Here is a 20,009-nt window from a genome sequence, read left to right on the forward strand (position 1 = left end):
ATGAAAATAAAACGTCTGAACTTATACACTTACATTCTATACATCATGCTCGCAGCCTATATGCTGGGGCCCGCGCTGTCCTTTAAGGTCGGCGTACCGCGTATTGACAACCCGCTGACCCTGATATTTGTACTGCTTGGTTTTGTCGTATTTTTTCTGGAAAGCAAGCATATTCCGCGCAAGATTTTTGCCATGCTCTGCGCCCTGACCGCCATGTGCATCTGGCCCGCCATCCACATGGGCATTACGTCGCTGACGCCGACGCAGTACATGGATATTTTGTTTTTTATGGCGGTTCCGGCTTTCTTCTACTTGTTTTACCAAGTATTGAAGCGCGCCGACGACCCTTTGGGGACGATTCAGAAGTTCCTCATCGTATTTACGCTGTTTATCGCCGTACCGCCGTTTGCAGAACTGGCCACCGGTATTCAGTTTGTGAGTGCCAGCGATGAGTTGGCTATTGACGAAGGCTCGCTCAAAGGCTTGTTCTTTAACCCGAACAACCTCGCCGCCACCGCGGTCTGCCTTGCGCCTGCCATTTTGTTTTTCTTCCAACTCCAAGGGCGGAAACACAAAGAAAAACTACTTGGCTGGGGCTTGTTCCTGCTGTTGGGCATGGCCATTTTCGCCAGCGTATCGCGTACCGCCATCGGCTGCTACCTGTTGATTTTGTTGGTTTATACGGCCTATCGCAGAAACGGTTTTATTACGGTCGGCGTTGCTGGTTTGCTGGCATTGGTATTGTCGATGATTCCGTCACGCGCGATTGCGGAATTTTTGCTCTCACTCAACGGCAACCAGTTCTTAGAACGCTTTTCCAGCCGCGTGTACCTTTTCCTGTACGACTTGGGCAGCGACAACTCCGTGTCCTACCGTCAGGAGATTTACAACTACTTCTGGAACAATCCGCCCCTGCTGCTGACCGGCTACGGTCCTAAAAACTTCCGCGAATATTTCGGCGGCCATTTGAGCGGCAGCTTGGGCTTTGAAAACCCACACAGCTTCATCATCGAGCTGTATTTGGGTTTCGGCATGATTTCCTTGCTCGGCTTTATTGCTTTTGTGGCGTGTTATTTCCTCTACACCGCCTCAAACCGAGCAGTAACCGGCAAATCGCGCGTTTTGGCTTGGGTTGCCTTGGGCATTTTCCTGCTGGCCGGTTTTATTCCGTCCACCATTTTGCGTATGCCGTTTATCTGGCTGCCCTGCCTGCTGATTTTTATTTACAGCGTATTTGTTGCGCCCAAGCTGAAAGATATGGCCGCTTACGCATACAACGAAACACTATACGATACGAAGAAACCATCATGAAAATCATCCTGACTACCTCCATGTCCGGCCTCGGTGGCACTGAAAACGCCACTTTCCGCCTCGGCCGCCTGCTCAAACAACGCGGACACGATATCGTATTGGCCTCTTCAGACGGCCCTTTGATTCAGGAAGCGCAAGCATTGGGCATCCGTTGGCAGCCGATCGATTTTTACCAAGGCGGATTATTGGGTTACGTCAAAGGCATGTTCGCCTATATGAAACTGCTGAAAAAAGAGAAACCCGATGTGATTCACTGCCAAATGGCGCGTATCGTTCCGGCCTGCGCCATTGCGGCCAAGTTCGCTTCACCGAAAACCAAAGTGTTCTACCACGCGCGCGGCCTTGATCCGGAAACTTATCCGAAAATTGCCAAGCTTTTCGACAAGCTGGGCGTGTACATTATCGGCAACTGCAAACACGAACGCGAAAAACTCATCCGTTACGGTTTCCCTGCCAACCGCATTACCTACACTTACAACGCCCTGCACAAAGCAGATTTCGTTCCTGAAAAAACGGTCAAAGACTATGTCCAACTGGGCACACTTTCCCGTTTAGATACCGTCCGCGCCGTGCATTTAATGCTGGACATTTTGAAGAAAATGGTTGACCGCGGCATGCCTGTACGCCTTAACGTTGCAGGCATCGGCGAAGAAATGGACAACCTCAAAGCCCAAGCCAAACGTTTGGGCATTGAAGACCAAGTTACCTTCCTCGGCGGCGTCCGCGATTTGACCGGCTACTTCAAAGAAGTCGATATTTTGGTGAACACGCCGCATTGCGTGGGCGACCACGGCGCAGGTGTCGGCAACAATATTTTGGAAGCCGGCCTTTACGACACACCTGTCGTGACCTACAACATGGCGGGTATTTCGGAAATGGTCATCACCGGCCAAACCGGCTACTGCATTCCTTTCGGCGATGACGAAGCGTTTATCGAAGCCGTCGATACACTCATCAAGCATCCTGAGTTGCGCGGTCAAATGGGCAAAGCCCTGCACAAACACGTTGAGACCTTATGCTCCGACGATGAAATCTACCGCACCACCATGGCTGCGTACGAAATGTAAGGCCGTCTGAAACATGAACATTACCATCGTCGCCCCTTATTGCTCGCTACCGTCCGAGCCGCATTTCAACCGCTTCTGGTATCTTGCCGAGCTGTTGTCGCAGTCGCATGACGTGTTGCTGATTACCAGCAACTTCAAGCACTACGACAAATCTTTCAGACGGCCCGAAGATGCCGAGGCTGCCTCACAAGGCCGTCTGAAAGTCATACTGTTGGAAGAAAGCGGATACAGCAAAAACGTGTCTTTGGGACGCGTGACCAGCCATCACCGCTTCGTCAAACATTTTGAACAATGGTTGGAAAACTGCCGTCCGGGCGAACAAGACGTCGTCTTTTCCGCCTATCCGCTGATTGCCACCAACCTGCTGTTGGGCAAACACAAAGCGCGTTTGGGTTACAAACTGATTGTCGATGTGCAGGATGTATGGCCGGAGTCTTTCTCCTCGGTCATACCGTTTTTGAAAAAAGTACCGCACAACCTGCTGCCCTTTGCTTCACGCGCCAACCAAGCCTACCGCTACGCCGACGCACTGGTTGCCGTATCGCAGACTTATCTCGACCGCGCCAAAGAAGCCAATCCGAACGTACCTGGCGAAGTCGTTTATATCGGCGCGGATTTTCCCAAACTCGATGCCGCGCCTGCCAAAGATTTTGGCGACGACAAAACCCGCTTTTTCTACTTGGGCACGCTCAGTTACAGCTATGACGTGGAAACTGTGTGCAAAGGCGTTCGCAAGCTGTTGGATGCCGGCGAAAACGTCGAATTGCACATCATGGGTGGCGGCCCCGATTTTGACAGGCTCAAACAATATGCCTGCGACGGCATCAAGTTTTACGGCTACATTCCTTACGCCGAAATGATGTCGGTCGCCAAAGGCTGCGACATTTCCGTCAACGCCATCCACTCTTACGCCATGCAGTCGATTACCAACAAACTGTCCGACTATATGGCTTTGCAAAAACCGATTCTGAACAGCCAGGTCAACGACGAAGTTGCCGAAGTCCTTACCCTGCTGCCGCATGCGAACTATCGTTCCGGTGATGTGGACGGTTTCGTTCAAGCCGCCAAAGATATTTTGAAGCGCAAAAACGATCCTGTTCAGTCCGAAGAAATCGTCCGCCGCTTCAAACGCGACGTTGCCTATCAAAAAATCGTCAACCTGATTGAAAGATTAGCTCATGAATAAATTTTTCAAACGCCTGTTTGACATTATTGCCTCTGCTTCAGGGCTGATTATCCTGTCGCCTGTGTTTTTGATTTTGGTGTACCTCATCCGCAAAAACTTAGGCTCGCCTGTGTTCTTCATCCAAGAGCGACCGGGCAAGGATGGCAAACCGTTTAAAATGATTAAATTCCGCTCCATGCGCGATGCAATCGATAAAGACGGCAACCCTCTACCGGACAGCGAACGCCTGACCGATTTCGGCAAAAAATTACGCGCCACCAGTTTGGACGAACTTCCTGAATTATGGAATGTCTTAAAAGGCGAGATGAGTCTAGTTGGACCTCGTCCGCTGCTGATGCACTACCTGCCGTTGTACAACGACTTCCAAAACCGCCGCCACGAAATGAAACCGGGCGTGACCGGTTGGGCGCAAGTCAATGGCCGCAACGCCATTTCATGGGATGAAAAATTCGCCCACGATGTTTGGTACATCGACAACTTCAGCTTTTGGCTGGATATCAAAATTTTGTTCCTGACGGTTAAAAAAGTCTTCGTCAAAGAAGGCATCTCAGCCGAAGGAGAAGCCACCATGCCTTATTTCACGGGTAATAAAACTGATGAAAAAAAATAACATACTGATTCTGTCGGCAGGTCGCCGTGTCGAATTGGTGCAGGACTTCCAAACCGAAGCCGCACGTTTTTCAGACGGCATCGGCGTTTTTGCTACTGACCTCAACCCCCACATGTCTTCTGCCTGCCATGTTGCCGACCGCGCTTTCAGCGTGCCGCGCATCGATGCAGCCGAATACATTGACAGCATTTTCGAGCTGGCCAAACAACACGACATCGGTCTGATTGTGCCAACCATCGATACCGAGCTGCTCAAACTGGCCGAAGCACGTGACCGTTTTGAAGCTGAAGGAATACATATTGTCATTTCGGATGCAAAACTGATTACCCTGTGCCGCGACAAGCGCCTGACCGCAGGCCTGTTTGCACAATACGGCATCCGTTCGCCTGAAATTTACGAACGGGACCGCCTGGTTTTCCCATGTTTTGCCAAGCCTTATGACGGCAGCCGCGCCATCGGTGCGAAAAAAATCAACACACCGGCTGATTTGACTGTCGACATTACCGAAGACCCGAAAATGATGTTCGCCCAATACATCGATATTGAGAATACTTTCTCCGAGTTTACCGTCGATATGTATTACGACCGTCAAGGCCGTCTGAAATGCGCCATTCCTCGCGAACGTTTGGAAGTGCGCACCGGTGAAGTCAGCAAAGGCGCAACCCGACGCAATGCCCTGTATAAAGAGCTGGTTGAAAAAATGGCCGTATTGGAAGGCGCACGCGGCTGCATTACCGCGCAGTTCTTCGTCAGCAAAACCGACAATACGACCTACGGCGTGGAAATCAACCCGCGTTTCGGCGGCGGTTTCCCACTGACCTACGCCGCAGGCGGCAACTATCCGGGCTGGCTGATTCAAGAATATATCGGCGAACAAGACATTCCCTTCTCCGACGACTGGGAAAACAATTTAATCATGCTTCGTTATGATGCTAAGGTTTTGGTAAGAGAACATGATTAAGCCGGAAGAATCCGTCATCGTTTTTGACCTTGACGATACGCTTTACTCCGAACATGACTACAAATGCTCCGGAATACGGACAGTTGTAGAGATGATTACGTCGCTTTATCCGCAATACAATGCCGGCGTACTATATGAAATTGCCGACAATAAAAGTAAAGACTGGCTCGACAATTTGTGTCATCATTGCAAATTAAACGAATTAGAGAAACAATCACTCTTGTGGCAATATCGGCTGCATCGGCCTGCCATCCGACCCTATGTCGAACCGTCTTTTTTACGAAAGCTGATGCGCCCTTTTGCCGCACGCGCCCTGATTACAGACGGCCGCAGCCTGACACAGCGGTTGAAAATACAGGCCTTGGGCCTGACCGATTTGTTTGACGACATTTTGATTTCGGAAGCCATGCAATCGGAAAAGCCCGACGACAAGCGTTTCGTTTTCCTGCAAAACAAATATCCGGCCGCAAAACGTTTTATTTACATCGGCGACAACATCAAAAAAGATTTTGTCGCACCCAACAAACTGGGTTGGCTCTCCATAGGCATCATGCCTAAGCCGCACAATATTCATCAAGCCGAGCCCGAGCAATACGGCCGTGAATACCAGCCCACCCTTTGGATAAACACCCTGGAAGAATTGACTACACTGACAACTTCCGCCACCGAAAAAGCAAATGCATAAGGGACATTTCTCCATGAAAATCTTATTTATGGGTCGTAAACAGGTTTCCGCCAACCTGCTTCGTTTTTTGACCAAACAAGACCATATCGAAATCGTCGGCGTTTTGACCGACAGCCATCTGCAAGGCTCGCCGACCACGGCTGCCGCACAGGAATTGGGCCTGCCCCTGTACACCTTCGATACGGCTTTGGAAGCAATGCGTGAAGGCCGTCTGAAATACGATTTGGGCTTGTCCGTCCTTTACTGGCGCAAGCTGCGTGATGAATTCCTGAGCATTCCGACTTTGGGCACGATCAACTTCCACCCTGCGCTGTTGCCCGAATACAAAGGCACGGGCGGCTACAACCTGGCCATCATGGACGAGCTGAACGAATGGGGCAATACTGCCCACTACGTCGACGCTTCCATCGATACCGGTGAAATTATCGAAGTGGACCGTTTCCCTATCGACGCCGAAACAGAAACCGCCCAATCGCTCGAACGCAAAACCATGCAGGCATTGGAAGATTTCGCACGACGCATCATCACCCGCGCCATCGAGTCGAAAACCAAATTGCCAACCACGCCAAACATTGGGGGCCGCTACGTCAGCCGCGACGAGATGGAAGCCATGAAGCAAATCCACGACGGCGACAATATCGAGAAGAAAATCCGCGCCTTCTGGTTCCCTCCTTACGACGGCGCATACGTCGAAATCAACGGTCAGAAATACACCCTGATCAATCGCCAACTGCTGGAAGAAATCGCCCCCAAAGGCTCAACCAGTCTTTTCGCAGGAAAAACAAATGCTTAATACATCACTCTCCCCATGGCCAAGCTTTACTCAAGAAGAAGCCGATGCCGTTTCCAAAGTCCTGCTGTCCAACAAAGTCAACTACTGGACAGGTACGGAATGTCGCGAATTTGAAAAAGAATTTGCTGCTTTTGTCGGCACTCAATACGCCGTCGCCCTTTCCAACGGTACATTGGCTTTGGACGTAGCCCTCAAAGCAATGGGTATCGGCCAAGGCGATGATGTGATTGTCACTTCGCGTACTTTCTTGGCTTCCGCATCCTGCATCGTGACCGCCGGCGCAAATCCGGTTTTCGCCGATGTCGATTTGAACAGCCAAAACATCAGCGCCGAAACCATCAAAGTCGCTTTGACGCCAAACACAAAAGCCATCATCGTGGTTCACCTTGCTGGGATGCCTGCCGAAATGGACGACATCATGGCTTTGGCAAAAGAACATAACTTGTGGGTTATCGAAGACTGCGCCCAAGCCCACGGTGCGAAATACAAAGGCAAATCCGTCGGCTCTATCGGCCACGTCGGTGCTTGGTCGTTCTGCCAAGACAAAATCATGACCACCGGCGGCGAAGGCGGTATGGTAACCACCAACGACAAAGCGCTGTGGAGCAAAATGTGGTCGTACAAAGACCACGGCAAAAGCTACGATGCCGTGTACCACCGCGAACACGCACCCGGTTTCCGCTGGCTGCACGAAAGCTTCGGTACCAACTGGCGCATGTTGGAAATGCAGGCGGTCATCGGCCGCATCCAGCTCAAACGCATGCCCGAATGGACAGCACGCCGCCAAGCGCACGCCGCCAAACTGGCTGAAAGCTTGGGCAAATTTGCCAGCATCCGTTTGGTTAAAGTGGCCGACTACATCGAACACGCGCAATACAAGTTCTACGTTTTCGTCAAACCCGAACACCTGAAAGACGGCTGGACGCGCGACCGCATCGTCAGCGAATTGAACGCGCGCAAAGTCCCCTGCTATCAAGGCAGCTGCTCCGAAGTGTATTTGGAAAAAGCCTTCGACAACACGCCTTGGCGTCCGAAAGAGCGACTGAAAAACGCTGTCCAACTGGGCGACACCAGCCTGATGTTCTTGGTGCACCCAACCCTGACCGATGAAGAAATTGCGTTCTGCAAAGAAAACATCGAAGCCGTATTGGCTGAAGCCACGGCATAATCATTTTCAGACGGCCTGCAACTTCAGGCCGTCTGAAAAAATAAAACAGCCTGCTTCAAACAATCCGTACCAAGCCACATTACAACACTCAGACACAAGAAATATAAAATGAACTTGGAAACCCTGCTGGCTCTGCCGCGCAACCTTAAAAAAACCTTCTTCGTCATCCACGACATCTTGATGATATTCGTGGCGTTTTGGTTTGCCCAAAGCCTCAAAGTGCAATATTCCGACGAATGGTTGAGTATCGCCAACTGGCTGGCTTTCGGCAGCACCGCTGTGCTGACCATCATCCTTTTCATCCGTATCGGCCTCTATCGCGCCGTCACGCGCTTCGTCAGCATCCGCGTCCTGACTGCCGCCGCATTCGGCAGCATTATTTCAGCGGTCTTGTTCTGCCTGACCACCCTGATTTTTGAACAAAAACTACACCTTGCCCTGCCCATCGTCTATTTCTTAGTTCTGGTGGTCGGCGTAACCAGCTCGCGCATGATCCTGCGTGCGATTCTGACCGACCATCACCGCAAACAGATGACCCCTGTCATCATCTACGGCGCAGGCCAATCAGGCCGCCAGTTGTTGGAAGCCATCAAACAGGTTAACGAATATTCGGCCATTGCCTTTGTCGATGACAACCCGAAAATCCAACGTACCGTCATCTATGACCTTGCCGTCTACAACCCCAACGAAATCCCGATGCTGATCAGCCGTTACGGCGTCCGCAAAATTCTGCTGGCGATTCCAAGTTCTACGCCTGAAGAACGCAAAGACATCATCCGCCGCCTCGAAGCATACAAATGCGAAGTCCTGACCATTCCGGGCATGAAGGATTTGGTGGACGGCAAAATCAACGTCAGCTCATTGAAAAAAATCTCTGTGGTCGATTTGCTCGGCCGTGCCCCTGTGGCACCTCGCCCTGAATTGATGCGCGCCGACATCAGCGACAAAGTCGTGATGGTAACCGGCGCAGGCGGCTCTATCGGCTCCGAACTTTGCCGTCAAATTCTCAATTGCCGGCCGACCAAACTGCTGTTGTTTGAATTGTCCGAATTCGCCCTGTACAGCATAGACAAAGAGTTGCGCGAAACCCAAGCCGCGCAAGGCAGCCAAGTTGAAGTCGTACCGCTTTTGGGTTCGGTTCAAAACAAAGAACGCCTTAGCAGCATCATGAAGGCCTATCACGTCGACACCGTTTATCATGCCGCAGCCTACAAACACGTTCCAATGGTAGAGTTCAACACCATCGAAGGCATTCAAAACAACGTGTTCGGCACACTCTGCTGTGCGCAGGCTGCCGTAGATGCAGGCGTTTCCACCTTTGTTTTGATTTCCACCGACAAAGCCGTCCGTCCGACCAACACCATGGGCGCCAGCAAACGCATGGCCGAACTCTGCCTGCAAGCCCTTGCCGCCGAGCCGGAACAAAAAACACGCTTCTGCATGGTGCGTTTCGGCAATGTATTGGGTTCGTCCGGCTCCGTTGTCCCGGTATTTGAAAAACAAATTGCCGAAGGCGGCCCGATTACCCTGACCCACCAAGACATTACCCGCTACTTCATGACCATTCCCGAAGCGGCGCAACTGGTTATCCAAGCCGGCGCAATGGGTAAAGGCGGCGACGTATTCGTCCTCGACATGGGCGAATCCGTCAAAATCATCGACCTTGCCCGTCAAATGATTGTCCTCAGCGGACTCAAAGTCAAAGACGAGCAACACCCGCACGGCGACATCGAAATCAAGATTACCGGCCTGCGCCCGGGCGAGAAACTTTATGAAGAACTGCTCATCGGTGATGAGGTGCAAAAAACCACTCATCCCCGTATTATGACCGCCAGTGAAGTAATGCTTCCATGGACGCAATTATCTGACATACTGTCGGAACTCGAAACCGCTTGTCTCCAAAGCGACCAAAACAGCCTGCGCCAGCTTCTGTTGCGCGCACCAACAGGCTTTGTACCCAAAGACGGTATCTGCGACTTGGTTTGGCAACAAAACAACAAGGCCGTCTGAACATTTTCAGACGGCCCGGACACCATCCTGCAAGGACTACTACATGAAAAAAACGCTCTCCCTGCTTATTCTATTTGCACTGACTGCCTGTAACAGCACGACAGTCATTCCTGGTTCAACCATCAAAACCAGAACCAAAACCATTGTTTACACCGATACCGACACCGCAACCGATACCAACCTCGACAGCCGCGTTGCCGTTTACCCCATTACGCCCAACCTGATTGAAAAAATGCGCAAGCCGCCTGTACTTTCCCAAAACAACCAAGGTTTGGAGCAAAGCAAAAGCGCTTACCGCTACCGCATCGGCAGCGGCGACGTCCTCAATATCATGGTTTGGGCGCACTCCGACCTCAACTCCCCTACCCAGCAAAGCAACCCGCAAACCAACCAAGTCAGCCGCGGTGCCTGGGTAGATGAGGGCGGTTATATTACTTACCCGTTAGCAGGCAAAATTCAAGCCAAAGGCAAAACTTTGGACGAATTGCAAAATACCCTGACCAACCTTCTGAAACGCTACATCAAAAATCCTCAAGTAGCCATCAACGTTACCGAATTCCGTTCGCAACGCATTTCAGTATCCGGTGCCATCAGCCAAGCAGGTCAGCTGCCGATTACCAATATCCCGATGACCATTTTGGATGCCATCAACCAAGCAGGCGGCGTCACCCAAAGTGCCGACACCCAACACATCAAATGGACGCACAACGGCGTCGACCGCACCATTTCCCTACAAGACATGTTGCAATACGGTGATATGTCGCAAAACCACCTCCTCAGCCATGGTGACATCGTTTATGTTCCTAACAGCAGCAACAACAAAATCTACATCATGGGTGAAGTCGGCAAACAAGCCACCCTGCCGATCGGCAATCACGGCCTCAACCTGACCCAAGCGCTCGGCGAAGTGGGCGGCATGAACCAAGCCTATGCGGATGCAACCGGCGTATTCGTGATCCGCCGCGCACCTGAAGATGCGGCCAGACCTATCCACATCTACCAGCTCAACCTAAAAGATGCGACTTCTTACGCACTGGGCAGCGAATTCAAATTGCGCTCCGAAGACACCGTTTACGTTACCGCCGCCCCAGTTACCCGTTGGAACCGCGTAATGTCACAAATTACCAACTCCATCAGCAACGTCAATACCCTCGACAATACGTTTAAATAAGCAGTGGTTCCTGCTGTCAGACCCTGTTTGACAGCAGGATACAAAATCACGCACAATCCAACCAAATTACATAAACGGCATATAAAAGCCGTACACACCGCACAAACGGAAAAGCAGTACCTTATAGTCTGACTCACGCTTTTTTCAGACCATAAACCGAAACAATATCATGTACCACAACATACTCATCGTCTGCCTAGGCAACATCTGCCGCTCCCCCACCGCAGAGCGGATTATGCAGAAAAAACTACCCGGCCACCGCATCAGCAGCGCTGGCATAAAAGCACTGGCAGGTAAGGATGCCGATTTCCAAGCCATCAAAACCGCACTCAAACACGGCGTTATCGTTGCAGGCCATACGGCACGCCAACTGACTGCCCAAATGTGCGAACAGGCCGATTTGATTCTCGTCATGGAGCCCTGTCAAATTGACATGGTGGCCGACATCCATCCGCCGGCACGCAGCAAAACCATGCTGTTTGCCCAATGGTTGCCTAAAAAAACCGTACCTGACCCATACAAACAAAGCAGTGAAATGTTTGAAGCCGTTTTTGAACAGCTCAATGCTGCCGCAGACACTTGGAAAACCAAACTAAACGGAAAAACTCAACCGGTATAAAACCGGCATGAACAAGAAAGCAAGCAATGAAAAAAACGACCTACACACCTTACAGCGCAGACAACGACGAAATCGACTTCGGCCAACAGCTGCGAGTAATTTGGACAAATAAATACAAAATCCTCGCCGCCCTGCTTGCAGGCGGCATTCTTGGCGCAGCCTTCAGCCTGGCATCCACTCCGCAATACCGTGCCGATGCCATGCTGGAAATTGAAACGCGACAAAACCAAATCCTGACCGAAATCAACAGCATCTTCAACAACCAAACCACGCCGTCTGAAGCAGAAGTCGAGTTGGTTCAATCACGCTTGGTGCTGGGTAAAACCGTTGACGACCTTCAGCTTGACCAAGAAGTCAAAGCCAAATACACACCCGTTATCGGCAGCCTGATGCACAACATCAGTGGCGACCCCGATCCCAAACTGACCGTCGGCAGCTTTTCCGTACAAGACGAATGGTTCAACAAAACCTTCACACTGACCGCCAAGAGCAACAAAGCCTATACCCTTACCCTGCCTGACAAACGCGTTGTCGAAGGCAAGGTCGGCGTGCCTCTGAAAATCAACAATCAAACCACCCTCAAAATCGATCAAATCCTGGCTAATCCGGGTCAAGAATTTGCGTTAACCAAGTTCTCCCGCATCAGCGCCATCGAAAACATCCAAAACAAACTGGCTGTTATCAGCAAAGGTAAAACCAGCCCCATCATTAACCTTACCTTTACCGGCACCGACCCTAAACGTACCAGCGTCATCCTCAACAGCATTGCCGACAACTACGTTGCGCAAAACCGCGAACGCGACGTCCAAGTCGCATCCAGCGGTTTGGCCTTCATCAGCGAAGAATTGCCACGCTTGAAAGAAACCTTGCAAGACGCTGAAAACAAACTCAATGCCTACCGCCAACAATCAGGCTCTCTCGACATTCCGCTCGAGTCCAAAGGCGCATTGGAAAGCCTGACCGGCATCGAAACCCAAATTACCCTGCTCAAAACCGAAGAAGCAGGTTTGGCCGAGCTGTACACGCCGGAACACCCTTCCTATAAAGCCGTATTGGACAAACTTGCCGTCCTCGAACGCGCTAAAAACAAAATCAACCAACAAATTGCCGAGTTGCCGAACACCCAACAAGAAGTTATCCGCCTGACCCGCGACGTAGAAACCAACCAAGCAACCTACGTCCAACTGTTGAGCAAACAACAAGAACTCAACATCATGAAAGCCAGTGCACAAGGTAATGTTCGCATCGTCGATTATGCCTATGTCCCTGAAAACCCCGTTGCCCCGCGCAAAGCCGTCATCACGCTCCTGAGCGCACTTGCCGCAGGCTCATTGACCGCTTTGTGGCTGATGATTCGCAACCGCATGAAAAACGGCATTACTTCATCCGAAGAAATCGAAAACCTCAATTTGGAAGTCGTCGCTCTTGTTCCGCACTCCAAAACCCAGCAAAAACGCGACTTCTTCAAAAACAAATTCAAAAAAACCGGCGGCCGTTCCAACTATCTGCTGGCCAGCGAAGACCGCGCCGACACGGCAGTCGAAGCCATCCGCGCCCTGCGCACCAATATCTACTTCTCCATGCTGGACGCGCCTAACAACGTCCTCATGATTACCGGTGCCGCGCCTGAAGCAGGCAAATCCTTTATCTCTGCCAACCTCGCCACCGTAATGGCGCAGTCAGGCAAACGCGTTCTGCTTATCGATACCGATATGCGCAAAGGCTACCTCGACCGACTCTTCGGCCTTACCCCCGAGTTCGGCTTGTCTGACATCCTCAACGGCAAAGCAGCTCCGGCAAAAGCCGTACAAGAGACCGGCATTGAAAACCTCCACCTTATCAGCAGCGGCAGCTATCCTAGCAATCCGTCCGAGCTTTTGATGGACAACCGTTTCAACGAATTGCTCGCCCACGCGCGCCAACGCTACGATTATGTCATCTTGGACACGCCGCCCGTATTGGCCGTTACCGACGCCATCATCATCGGCCAACATGCCGGCACCGTCCTTATGATTAGCCGTTATGCGCACACGCGTGCACGAGAGCTTGAAGCCAGCGTCGAACGCCTCAAACAAAACCACATCAACATCAAAGGTGTTGTCCTCAACGGCATGAAGCGCGAAGCCAACAACAGCTACGACTACTACGCCTACGATGCCTACCATTCCGGTAACAATAAATCATAAACCGAAGCAGGCCGTCTGAACTTTCAGACGGCCTAAGGCTTTTTAAACAGCACAAAATATTTTTCACAAACGCCGCCCTTGCACCCCAAAGCCGTTTGTTTTAAAGTAAGCCCCGTTCCCATATGGAAGAGAAACATGAAAATTACCGTCATCGGCGCAGGTTCGTGGGGTACAGCTCTCGCGTTGCACTTTGCGCACCACAACAATGAAGTTGCCCTTTGGACACGCAATCCCGACCAAATCCGCACCCTGCAAGCAGATCGCGAAAACAAACGCGGCCTGCCCGGCTTCCCTTTCCCTGAGTCCCTGACCGTTCACGCCGATTTGGGCGAAGCGCTGAAAGACAGCCAACTTGCCCTGATCGTTACCTCCGTAGCCGGCCTCAGAAGCAGCGCCGAGCTGCTCAAACAGCATAACGCCGCCGATATTCCCGTTCTCGCCGCCTGCAAAGGTTTTGAACAAGATACCGGCCTTTTGACTTTCCAAGTACTGAAAGAAGTCCTACCTAACAATAAAAAAATCGGCGTTCTCTCAGGTCCGAGCTTTGCCCAAGAACTTGCAGCCCAACTGCCTTGCGCCGTCGTGTTTGCTTCCGAAAACAAAGACTGGGTGGAAGAAACTACTGCCCAACTGAACACCAACGTAATGCGCCTGTACGGCAGCACCGACGTCATCGGTGTCGCAGTGGGCGGTGCCGTTAAAAACGTCATGGCAATTGCCACCGGCCTTTCAGACGGCCTCGAATACGGCCTCAATGCACGCGCAGCCTTAGTAACACGCGGCCTTGCCGAAATCACCCGCCTTGCCATCGCCATGGGCGCACAACCCAAAACCATGATGGGCTTAGCAGGCATCGGCGACCTTATCCTGACCTGTACCGGCGCACTCTCGCGCAACCGCCGCGTCGGCCTAGGCCTCGCAGAGGGTAAAGAGTTGCATCAAGTGCTTGTCGAAATCGGCCACGTTTCCGAAGGCGTCAGCACCATTGAAGAAGTCTTCAACACCGCCGCCAAATACCAAATCGATATGCCCATCACTCAAACCCTGCTGCAACTCATCCGCAAAGAAATGACCCCGCAGCAAGTCGTTGAACGACTGATGGAACGAAGCGCGCGCTTCGAATAAACGGTCGCGCCGTCTGCCATTCAGACGGCCTGACGCACAATATGGCGGCCATCAGGCCGTCTGAAGGGAAACACATGAACCAATCACTGAACAATCTGGAAATCAACGTTTACCAACTTGTCCAAAAATTTGAAACGCTGGTTTCAGAAAACCGCCGTCTCAACGAAGAAATCGACAGACTCAAACTCGAGCAAGAGCAACAAAAACGCCAACACGACGCGGCCATTGACGAACTCAGCGAAGCCTTGCTGGTTCAAGTCGGCAAACTCAAAGAGGACCTGCAAAGCAAAATTGACAACCTGACTGCCGAAAAAGAAAACTACCGCAACGCGCTGGCCCAAAGCGCAGACCAAATCCGCAGCCTCATTACCCGATTGCCCCAAGAAACACAACAATAAAAGGATGCCCCGTGAGTATCGAACAAGTCAATCTCGACATCATGAATGTCAACTTCACCATCAACACACCGAGTGAAGAAAAAGCCACCCTTCTGCAAGCCGTTGAAATGCTCAACAAGAAAAGCGATGCGATTAAAGAAAGCGGCCGCATCGTCGGCACAGACAAAATCGTCGTCATGGCAGCCCTCAACGTCGTGCACGACCTCTTGAAAACCACCCTCAACGACGATTTGGCAATCGGTGAATTTGAGCGTAAAATAACCGACATGAACAACGCGTGCCAAAAAGCACTGGCGCGCTTGGAGCAAAACTGATTTCCCCCTTTTCCCTGCGGTGTTCGCGAAGGCATATATTCCTTTGAACCAATACGTTCGCTTTAGGTTGCCGGGAGCTGTAGTGGGCGCGAGCGTCCGTTTATTGGACGCACCCGAAACTACCCGAGGTGACCACCTTGTCAGCAAGGTTCAAGCGGATTCAGCCTAAACGGCACTCGTGGGGATTCCCTAAAAAAAGCCATACCGACAGGTGTGGCTTTTCCCTTTCCAAGTAAAGACTTTCGTAAAGATTTCCGGCCGTCTGAAAAAACCGCATATTCATGCATCAAACACACTCAATTAAGATTGACAAAAACCAATCTCCTCTTTAAAATCCATAACTTTCTATATATATCTGGATTCCAACCATGAAAACCTTCTCTGCAAAACCCCACGAGGTGAAGCGCGAATGGTTCGTCATTGACGCAGAAGACAAAGTTCTGGGTCGTGTCGCAGCCGAAGTCGCACACCGTCTGCGCGGCAAACACAAACCCGAATACACCCCTCACGTTGATACTGGCGACTACATCATCGTCATCAACGCAGACAAACTGCGCGTGACCGGTGCTAAATTCGAAGACAAAAAATACTTCCGTCACTCTGGTTTCCCAGGTGGCATCTACGAGCGTACTTTCCGCGAAATGCAAGAGCAATTCCCAGGCCGCGCTTTGGAACAAGCCGTAAAAGGCATGTTGCCTAAAGGTCCTCTGGGCTACGCCATGATCAAAAAACTGAAAGTGTACGCTGGCGCCGAACACGGCCACGCTGCACAACAACCTAAAGTTTTGGAACTGAAATAATAAGGACACGACATGAACGGTAAATACTACTACGGCACAGGCCGCCGCAAAAGTTCAGTGGCTCGTGTATTCTTGACTAAAGGTACCGGCCAAATCATCGTAAACGGCCGTCCCGTTGACGAATTCTTCGCACGTGAAACCAGCCGCATGGTTGTACGTCAACCTCTGGTTCTGACTGAAAATGCCGAATCTTTCGACATCAAAGTTAACGTAACCGGTGGCGGCGAAACCGGTCAATCCGGCGCCATCCGTCACGGCATTACCCGCGCCCTGATCGACTTCGACGCAGCCCTGAAACCAGCCCTGTCTCAAGCAGGCTTCGTTACTCGCGATGCTCGTGAAGTTGAACGTAAAAAACCTGGTTTGCGCAAAGCACGTCGCGCAAAACAATTCTCCAAACGTTAATACGTTTTCAGAATCGAATCAAAAAGCCTTGCTCTGCAAGGCTTTTTTCATTTATAAAACAATAATCCAATATCCTCCGCAATATATGATGAAAACCCTGCTCCACTACGCCAAATCATTGCTTCAGGCCGTGATTATTTTCATTTTGCTCTCCTTGATTGTCGACTGGGTACGCAAGCCTAACCAGCCCTTACAATCAGCGGCACAAACCATTACTTTAACCGATGGGCAAACCACTTCCCTTCAATCCTTCAGCCAAAATCGGGTTGCCGTCGTTTATTTTTGGGGTAGCTGGTGTCGTATTTGTTCATACACATCATCAACCATAGAAAAACTGCACCAAGACAATATCCCAACATTGGGCGTAGCCTTGCGCTCCGGAAGCGACACGGACATTGCCCACCATATGCAAGAAAACAACCTATCCTTTCCAAATTTCAATGATTCAGACGGCCTGATGGCTCAAAAATGGAATATAGCCGTCACACCGACCATTATCATATTAAAAGATGGCAAAATGATTCATCACACATCCGGGCTTTCTAGCTACATCGGCTTAAAAATCAGAATTTACTTAGCAGACATCTTCGGCTAAATTCATTGAAAATCCACCAAAAATAGAAAATCCAAAGAATCATCTTCGCCGAATATTTTTATCCTATTCCACTTCATAAATAAATAAACTATCTCTTTCCCGATAACATATGATTTTGTTGAGATTATAAAGAAAATAGACTAAGATATAACCATAAGAACAATTGGAAACATTATTATCAAAACAAACTGTTAGAGATCTTCATCTAATATTGTGGCAGTGATGCTTTTGTTCCCATGACCCGGCTGCCGACGGCAGCCTTAAAACAGCAATATTCGCCTTTATCAATCTACCTCACGCTTCAACGGTTTGATTTTTGATAACACCGGAGACTTAGTAATGCCCAACCAATCTAAACATGCATCTATCAATATCGGTCTGATTCAGGCACGGGAAGCATTGATGACCCAATTCCGCCCTATTCTGAACCAAGCCAATATTACTGACCAGCAATGGCGTATCATCCGGCTCTTAGCGGAAAACGGCACACTCGACTTTCAAGATTTGGCCAATCAGGCCTGCATCCTCCGTCCCAGCCTGACCGGCATTCTGACCCGCTTGGAAAAAGCAGGTTTGGCCGTGCGCTTGAAGCCTTCCAACGACCAACGCCGCGTTTATCTGAAACTGACGCCCGAAGGCGAGAAACTCTATGAATCCACCGGCGCATTGGTTGACGAGCGCTATGACGCAATTGAAAAAGTCCTCACCAAAGAAAAAATGGCACAACTCAAAGAACTCTTGGCAGAGCTGGCAAAAATCGAACAGGCATTAAAATAAAGCGAGCCGGATGACAGATTCAACACACACACTCAAGAGATCTTTCCGAGATGCCATGGCCTCCTGTGCCGCCGGTGTACACGTTATCACGACAGACGGTGAAGCAGGGCGCTATGGCATTACTATGACTGCCGTAACTGCCGTTACCGACGAGCCGCCGACGGTCATGCTGTGCATCAACCGCCAATCCGCCATCATTCCCATCCTGCAAGGCAACCGTGATTTGTGTATCAACACACTCAACGACGGCCAACAGGATGTTGCTGAACACTTTGCCGGATTGACCGACCTCTCGCCCGAAGAACGCTTTGAATACCATATTTGGCATAGAGGACAAACCGGACAGCTAGAAGTCGAAGGCGCGCTGGCGCACCTGCACGGCAGCATTGTCGATCAACGCGAAATCGGCACGCATTACGTCTTTTTCGTTCAGATCAATGAAATCCGCAATACCGATACGCAAGCGCCGGCATTGCTGTATTTCCGTAGGCAATTCAAATCTTTGGCATAAATAAAGGTCTCATGCCGTCTGAAACATCGGTTTCATTTTTTCAGACGGCCTGAGACCTTTTCTGTTTCACACATTATAGGCACACCCATGAAAGCAATGATACTGGCCGCCGGTCGCGGCGAACGCATGCGCCCCCTGACCGACCACACGCCCAAACCCTTACTCGAAGTAGCAGGCACGCCGCTTATCGGCTGGCACTTACGCCGCCTGCGGAAGGCCGGCTTTACTGAAATCGTCATCAACCATGCCTGGCTTGGCCAGCAAATCGAAGACACCTTGAAAGACGGTTCAGCCTACGGCGTACACATTGCCTATTCTCCCGAGCGCGCCGGAGGCCTGGAAACTGCCGGAGGCATTGCCACCGCCCTGCCGCTTTTGGGCAACGAGCCGTTTTTGGTCGTCAATGGCGACGTGTTGACCGACATTGATTTCCAAGCTGCACGACTGGCTGCCCAGCGCATGCAGGAACACAACCTTCTCGCCCATTTGTGGCTGGTGGACAATCCACCCCATCATCCCGAAGGCGACTTCGGCCTGCTTTCAGACGGCCTGGTATCCGCATCATCCTCAGACGGCCAGGCCCTGACTTTCAGCGGCGTGGGCGTTTATCATCCCGCGCTTTTCAAAGATACCCCGGCGCACCAGGCTGCCAAGCTTGCCCCTCTGTTGCGTCAAGCTATGAGCCAAAGCCAAATCAGCGGCGAACACCATAACGGCCTTTGGCTGGACGTCGGTACAGTCGAACGCCTGCAAGAAGCTGACCGTATCGCCCAATGCTGGTAAAACAAAAGGAACGTATCCGATACATCCCTTTCAATATCAAAGGCCGTCTGAAAATATTGGTCAACCCATTTTTCAGACGGCCTCAATCTATCATCAAGCTTTAGCCAATTTCTTTTCTTTATTCATTCCTAACAAGCCATTAACAATCATCACGCACAATCCCGACCAAATCAGGCCATAGCCGATCAATGCGCCTTTTTGCACCGGCTCGCCCAGCCATACAATCGACACAATAAAAAGCAATACAGGCTCCAAATAGCTCAACATGCCGAACACTGCCACCGGCAGCAACTGATTCGCCTTCAAATTCAACTGCATGGATATTGCACTATTAAAACCCAGCAACACAATAAAAAAGATTAAAACCGGTTTGGCCGCAATCATCGCCGGCGTATCCGTTGCCAGCAAAATATACGCCAACGCAAACGGCGTAATCATCAATAAATCAAAGGTCAGCCCGATTAAGGAAGGCACGCCCAGCTTGCGGCGCAGCAGATAATGGGTATACGGATTTAATGGTTGATGGGGCACCTT

General features: G+C 50.9%; 22 protein-coding genes and 1 other RNA gene. 22 read left to right on the forward strand and 1 reads right to left on the reverse strand.

Features of this window, described 5'->3' with window-relative positions:
* The 22 genes from HMPREF2952_RS07735 (at nt 1) to murU (ending at nt 19,475) form a co-directional block, all read left to right on the forward strand.
* Nucleotides 1-1,311, forward strand: coding sequence for an O-antigen ligase family protein (locus tag HMPREF2952_RS07735; protein WP_070503964.1), 1,311 nt, complete (start codon nt 1-3; stop codon nt 1,309-1,311).
* Entirely contained in the window at nt 1,308-2,378 is a 1,071-nt protein-coding gene (locus HMPREF2952_RS07740; RefSeq protein ID WP_070503967.1) for a glycosyltransferase family 4 protein, read from the forward strand. The genes HMPREF2952_RS07735 and HMPREF2952_RS07740 overlap by 4 nt, the downstream gene beginning before the upstream one ends.
* Before the next feature lie 13 nt (nt 2,379-2,391).
* A complete protein-coding gene (locus tag HMPREF2952_RS07745) occupies nt 2,392-3,564 on the forward strand; it encodes a glycosyltransferase (protein WP_070503970.1) in 1,173 nt (390 codons plus the stop codon).
* Nucleotides 3,557-4,174 carry a sugar transferase gene (locus tag HMPREF2952_RS07750; RefSeq protein ID WP_004520870.1) on the forward strand — a complete coding sequence of 206 codons (618 nt, stop codon included), beginning with the start codon at nt 3,557-3,559 and terminating at the stop codon, nt 4,172-4,174. Before HMPREF2952_RS07745 ends, HMPREF2952_RS07750 begins: the two co-directional genes overlap by 8 nt.
* Nucleotides 4,161-5,135 carry an ATP-grasp domain-containing protein gene (locus tag HMPREF2952_RS07755; protein ID WP_070695473.1) on the forward strand — a complete coding sequence of 325 codons (975 nt, stop codon included), beginning with the start codon at nt 4,161-4,163 and terminating at the stop codon, nt 5,133-5,135. The genes HMPREF2952_RS07750 and HMPREF2952_RS07755 overlap by 14 nt, the downstream gene beginning before the upstream one ends.
* Nucleotides 5,128-5,820 (forward strand): HAD family hydrolase, encoded by a 693-nt coding sequence (locus HMPREF2952_RS07760; RefSeq protein WP_070695475.1) that lies wholly within the window; start codon nt 5,128-5,130, stop codon nt 5,818-5,820. Before HMPREF2952_RS07755 ends, HMPREF2952_RS07760 begins: the two co-directional genes overlap by 8 nt.
* A gap of 13 nt (nt 5,821-5,833) precedes the next feature.
* A complete protein-coding gene (locus HMPREF2952_RS07765; protein WP_070695476.1) occupies nt 5,834-6,613 on the forward strand; it encodes a methionyl-tRNA formyltransferase in 780 nt (259 codons plus the stop codon).
* Complete coding sequence (locus HMPREF2952_RS07770; protein WP_070695477.1) at nt 6,606-7,781, forward strand: DegT/DnrJ/EryC1/StrS family aminotransferase; 1,176 nt, start codon at nt 6,606-6,608, stop codon at nt 7,779-7,781. Before HMPREF2952_RS07765 ends, HMPREF2952_RS07770 begins: the two co-directional genes overlap by 8 nt.
* A gap of 108 nt (nt 7,782-7,889) precedes the next feature.
* Nucleotides 7,890-9,791, forward strand: a complete 1,902-nt coding sequence (locus tag HMPREF2952_RS07775) for a polysaccharide biosynthesis protein (protein WP_070695479.1) — start codon at nt 7,890-7,892, stop codon at nt 9,789-9,791.
* Between the two features lie 43 nt (nt 9,792-9,834).
* Nucleotides 9,835-10,962 carry a polysaccharide export protein gene (locus HMPREF2952_RS07780; RefSeq protein ID WP_070695481.1) on the forward strand — a complete coding sequence of 376 codons (1,128 nt, stop codon included), beginning with the start codon at nt 9,835-9,837 and terminating at the stop codon, nt 10,960-10,962.
* 169 nt (nt 10,963-11,131) lie between these two features.
* Nucleotides 11,132-11,581 carry a low molecular weight protein-tyrosine-phosphatase gene (locus tag HMPREF2952_RS07785; RefSeq protein WP_004520878.1) on the forward strand — a complete coding sequence of 150 codons (450 nt, stop codon included), beginning with the start codon at nt 11,132-11,134 and terminating at the stop codon, nt 11,579-11,581.
* Nucleotides 11,582-11,607: 26 nt separating this feature from the next.
* Nucleotides 11,608-13,767: a polysaccharide biosynthesis tyrosine autokinase gene (locus tag HMPREF2952_RS07790; RefSeq protein WP_004520879.1), complete on the forward strand. Its 2,160-nt coding sequence runs from the start codon at nt 11,608-11,610 to the stop codon at nt 13,765-13,767.
* Nucleotides 13,768-13,902: 135 nt separating this feature from the next.
* Nucleotides 13,903-14,892, forward strand: a complete 990-nt coding sequence (locus tag HMPREF2952_RS07795) for an NAD(P)H-dependent glycerol-3-phosphate dehydrogenase (RefSeq protein ID WP_004520880.1) — start codon at nt 13,903-13,905, stop codon at nt 14,890-14,892.
* A 74-nt stretch (nt 14,893-14,966) separates the two neighbouring features.
* On the forward strand, nt 14,967-15,290 hold the full coding sequence (locus HMPREF2952_RS07800; RefSeq protein WP_039862529.1) for a hypothetical protein: 324 nt from the start codon (nt 14,967-14,969) through the stop codon (nt 15,288-15,290).
* Between the two features lie 11 nt (nt 15,291-15,301).
* Nucleotides 15,302-15,604 (forward strand): cell division protein ZapA, encoded by a 303-nt coding sequence (gene zapA, locus HMPREF2952_RS07805; protein WP_003681511.1) that lies wholly within the window; start codon nt 15,302-15,304, stop codon nt 15,602-15,604.
* 8 nt (nt 15,605-15,612) lie between these two features.
* Nucleotides 15,613-15,793, forward strand: a non-coding RNA gene (gene ssrS / locus HMPREF2952_RS07810) — 6S RNA.
* A 179-nt stretch (nt 15,794-15,972) separates the two neighbouring features.
* On the forward strand, nt 15,973-16,404 hold the full coding sequence (rplM, locus tag HMPREF2952_RS07815) for a 50S ribosomal protein L13 (RefSeq protein WP_003684605.1): 432 nt from the start codon (nt 15,973-15,975) through the stop codon (nt 16,402-16,404).
* Between the two features lie 12 nt (nt 16,405-16,416).
* Complete coding sequence (gene rpsI / locus HMPREF2952_RS07820) at nt 16,417-16,809, forward strand: 30S ribosomal protein S9 (protein ID WP_003681515.1); 393 nt, start codon at nt 16,417-16,419, stop codon at nt 16,807-16,809.
* Nucleotides 16,810-16,894: 85 nt separating this feature from the next.
* Entirely contained in the window at nt 16,895-17,404 is a 510-nt protein-coding gene (locus HMPREF2952_RS07825; protein ID WP_039862516.1) for a protein disulfide oxidoreductase, read from the forward strand.
* A gap of 339 nt (nt 17,405-17,743) precedes the next feature.
* Nucleotides 17,744-18,181 carry a homoprotocatechuate degradation operon regulator HpaR gene (hpaR, locus tag HMPREF2952_RS07830; protein WP_004520883.1) on the forward strand — a complete coding sequence of 146 codons (438 nt, stop codon included), beginning with the start codon at nt 17,744-17,746 and terminating at the stop codon, nt 18,179-18,181.
* A gap of 10 nt (nt 18,182-18,191) precedes the next feature.
* Nucleotides 18,192-18,692: a 4-hydroxyphenylacetate 3-monooxygenase, reductase component gene (gene hpaC, locus HMPREF2952_RS07835; protein ID WP_049336944.1), complete on the forward strand. Its 501-nt coding sequence runs from the start codon at nt 18,192-18,194 to the stop codon at nt 18,690-18,692.
* Nucleotides 18,693-18,779: 87 nt separating this feature from the next.
* On the forward strand, nt 18,780-19,475 hold the full coding sequence (murU, locus tag HMPREF2952_RS07840; RefSeq protein WP_004520885.1) for an N-acetylmuramate alpha-1-phosphate uridylyltransferase MurU: 696 nt from the start codon (nt 18,780-18,782) through the stop codon (nt 19,473-19,475).
* Nucleotides 19,476-19,568: 93 nt separating this feature from the next.
* Here the strand turns inward: murU and HMPREF2952_RS07845 are convergent.
* Nucleotides 19,569-20,009: EamA family transporter (locus HMPREF2952_RS07845; protein WP_168165181.1), on the reverse strand; the 441-nt coding region annotated here is incomplete at its 5' end.

The sequence above is a fragment of the Neisseria sp. HMSC068C12 genome, from assembly GCF_001814095.1.
Classification (GTDB): Bacteria; Pseudomonadota; Gammaproteobacteria; order Burkholderiales; family Neisseriaceae; genus Neisseria; species Neisseria perflava.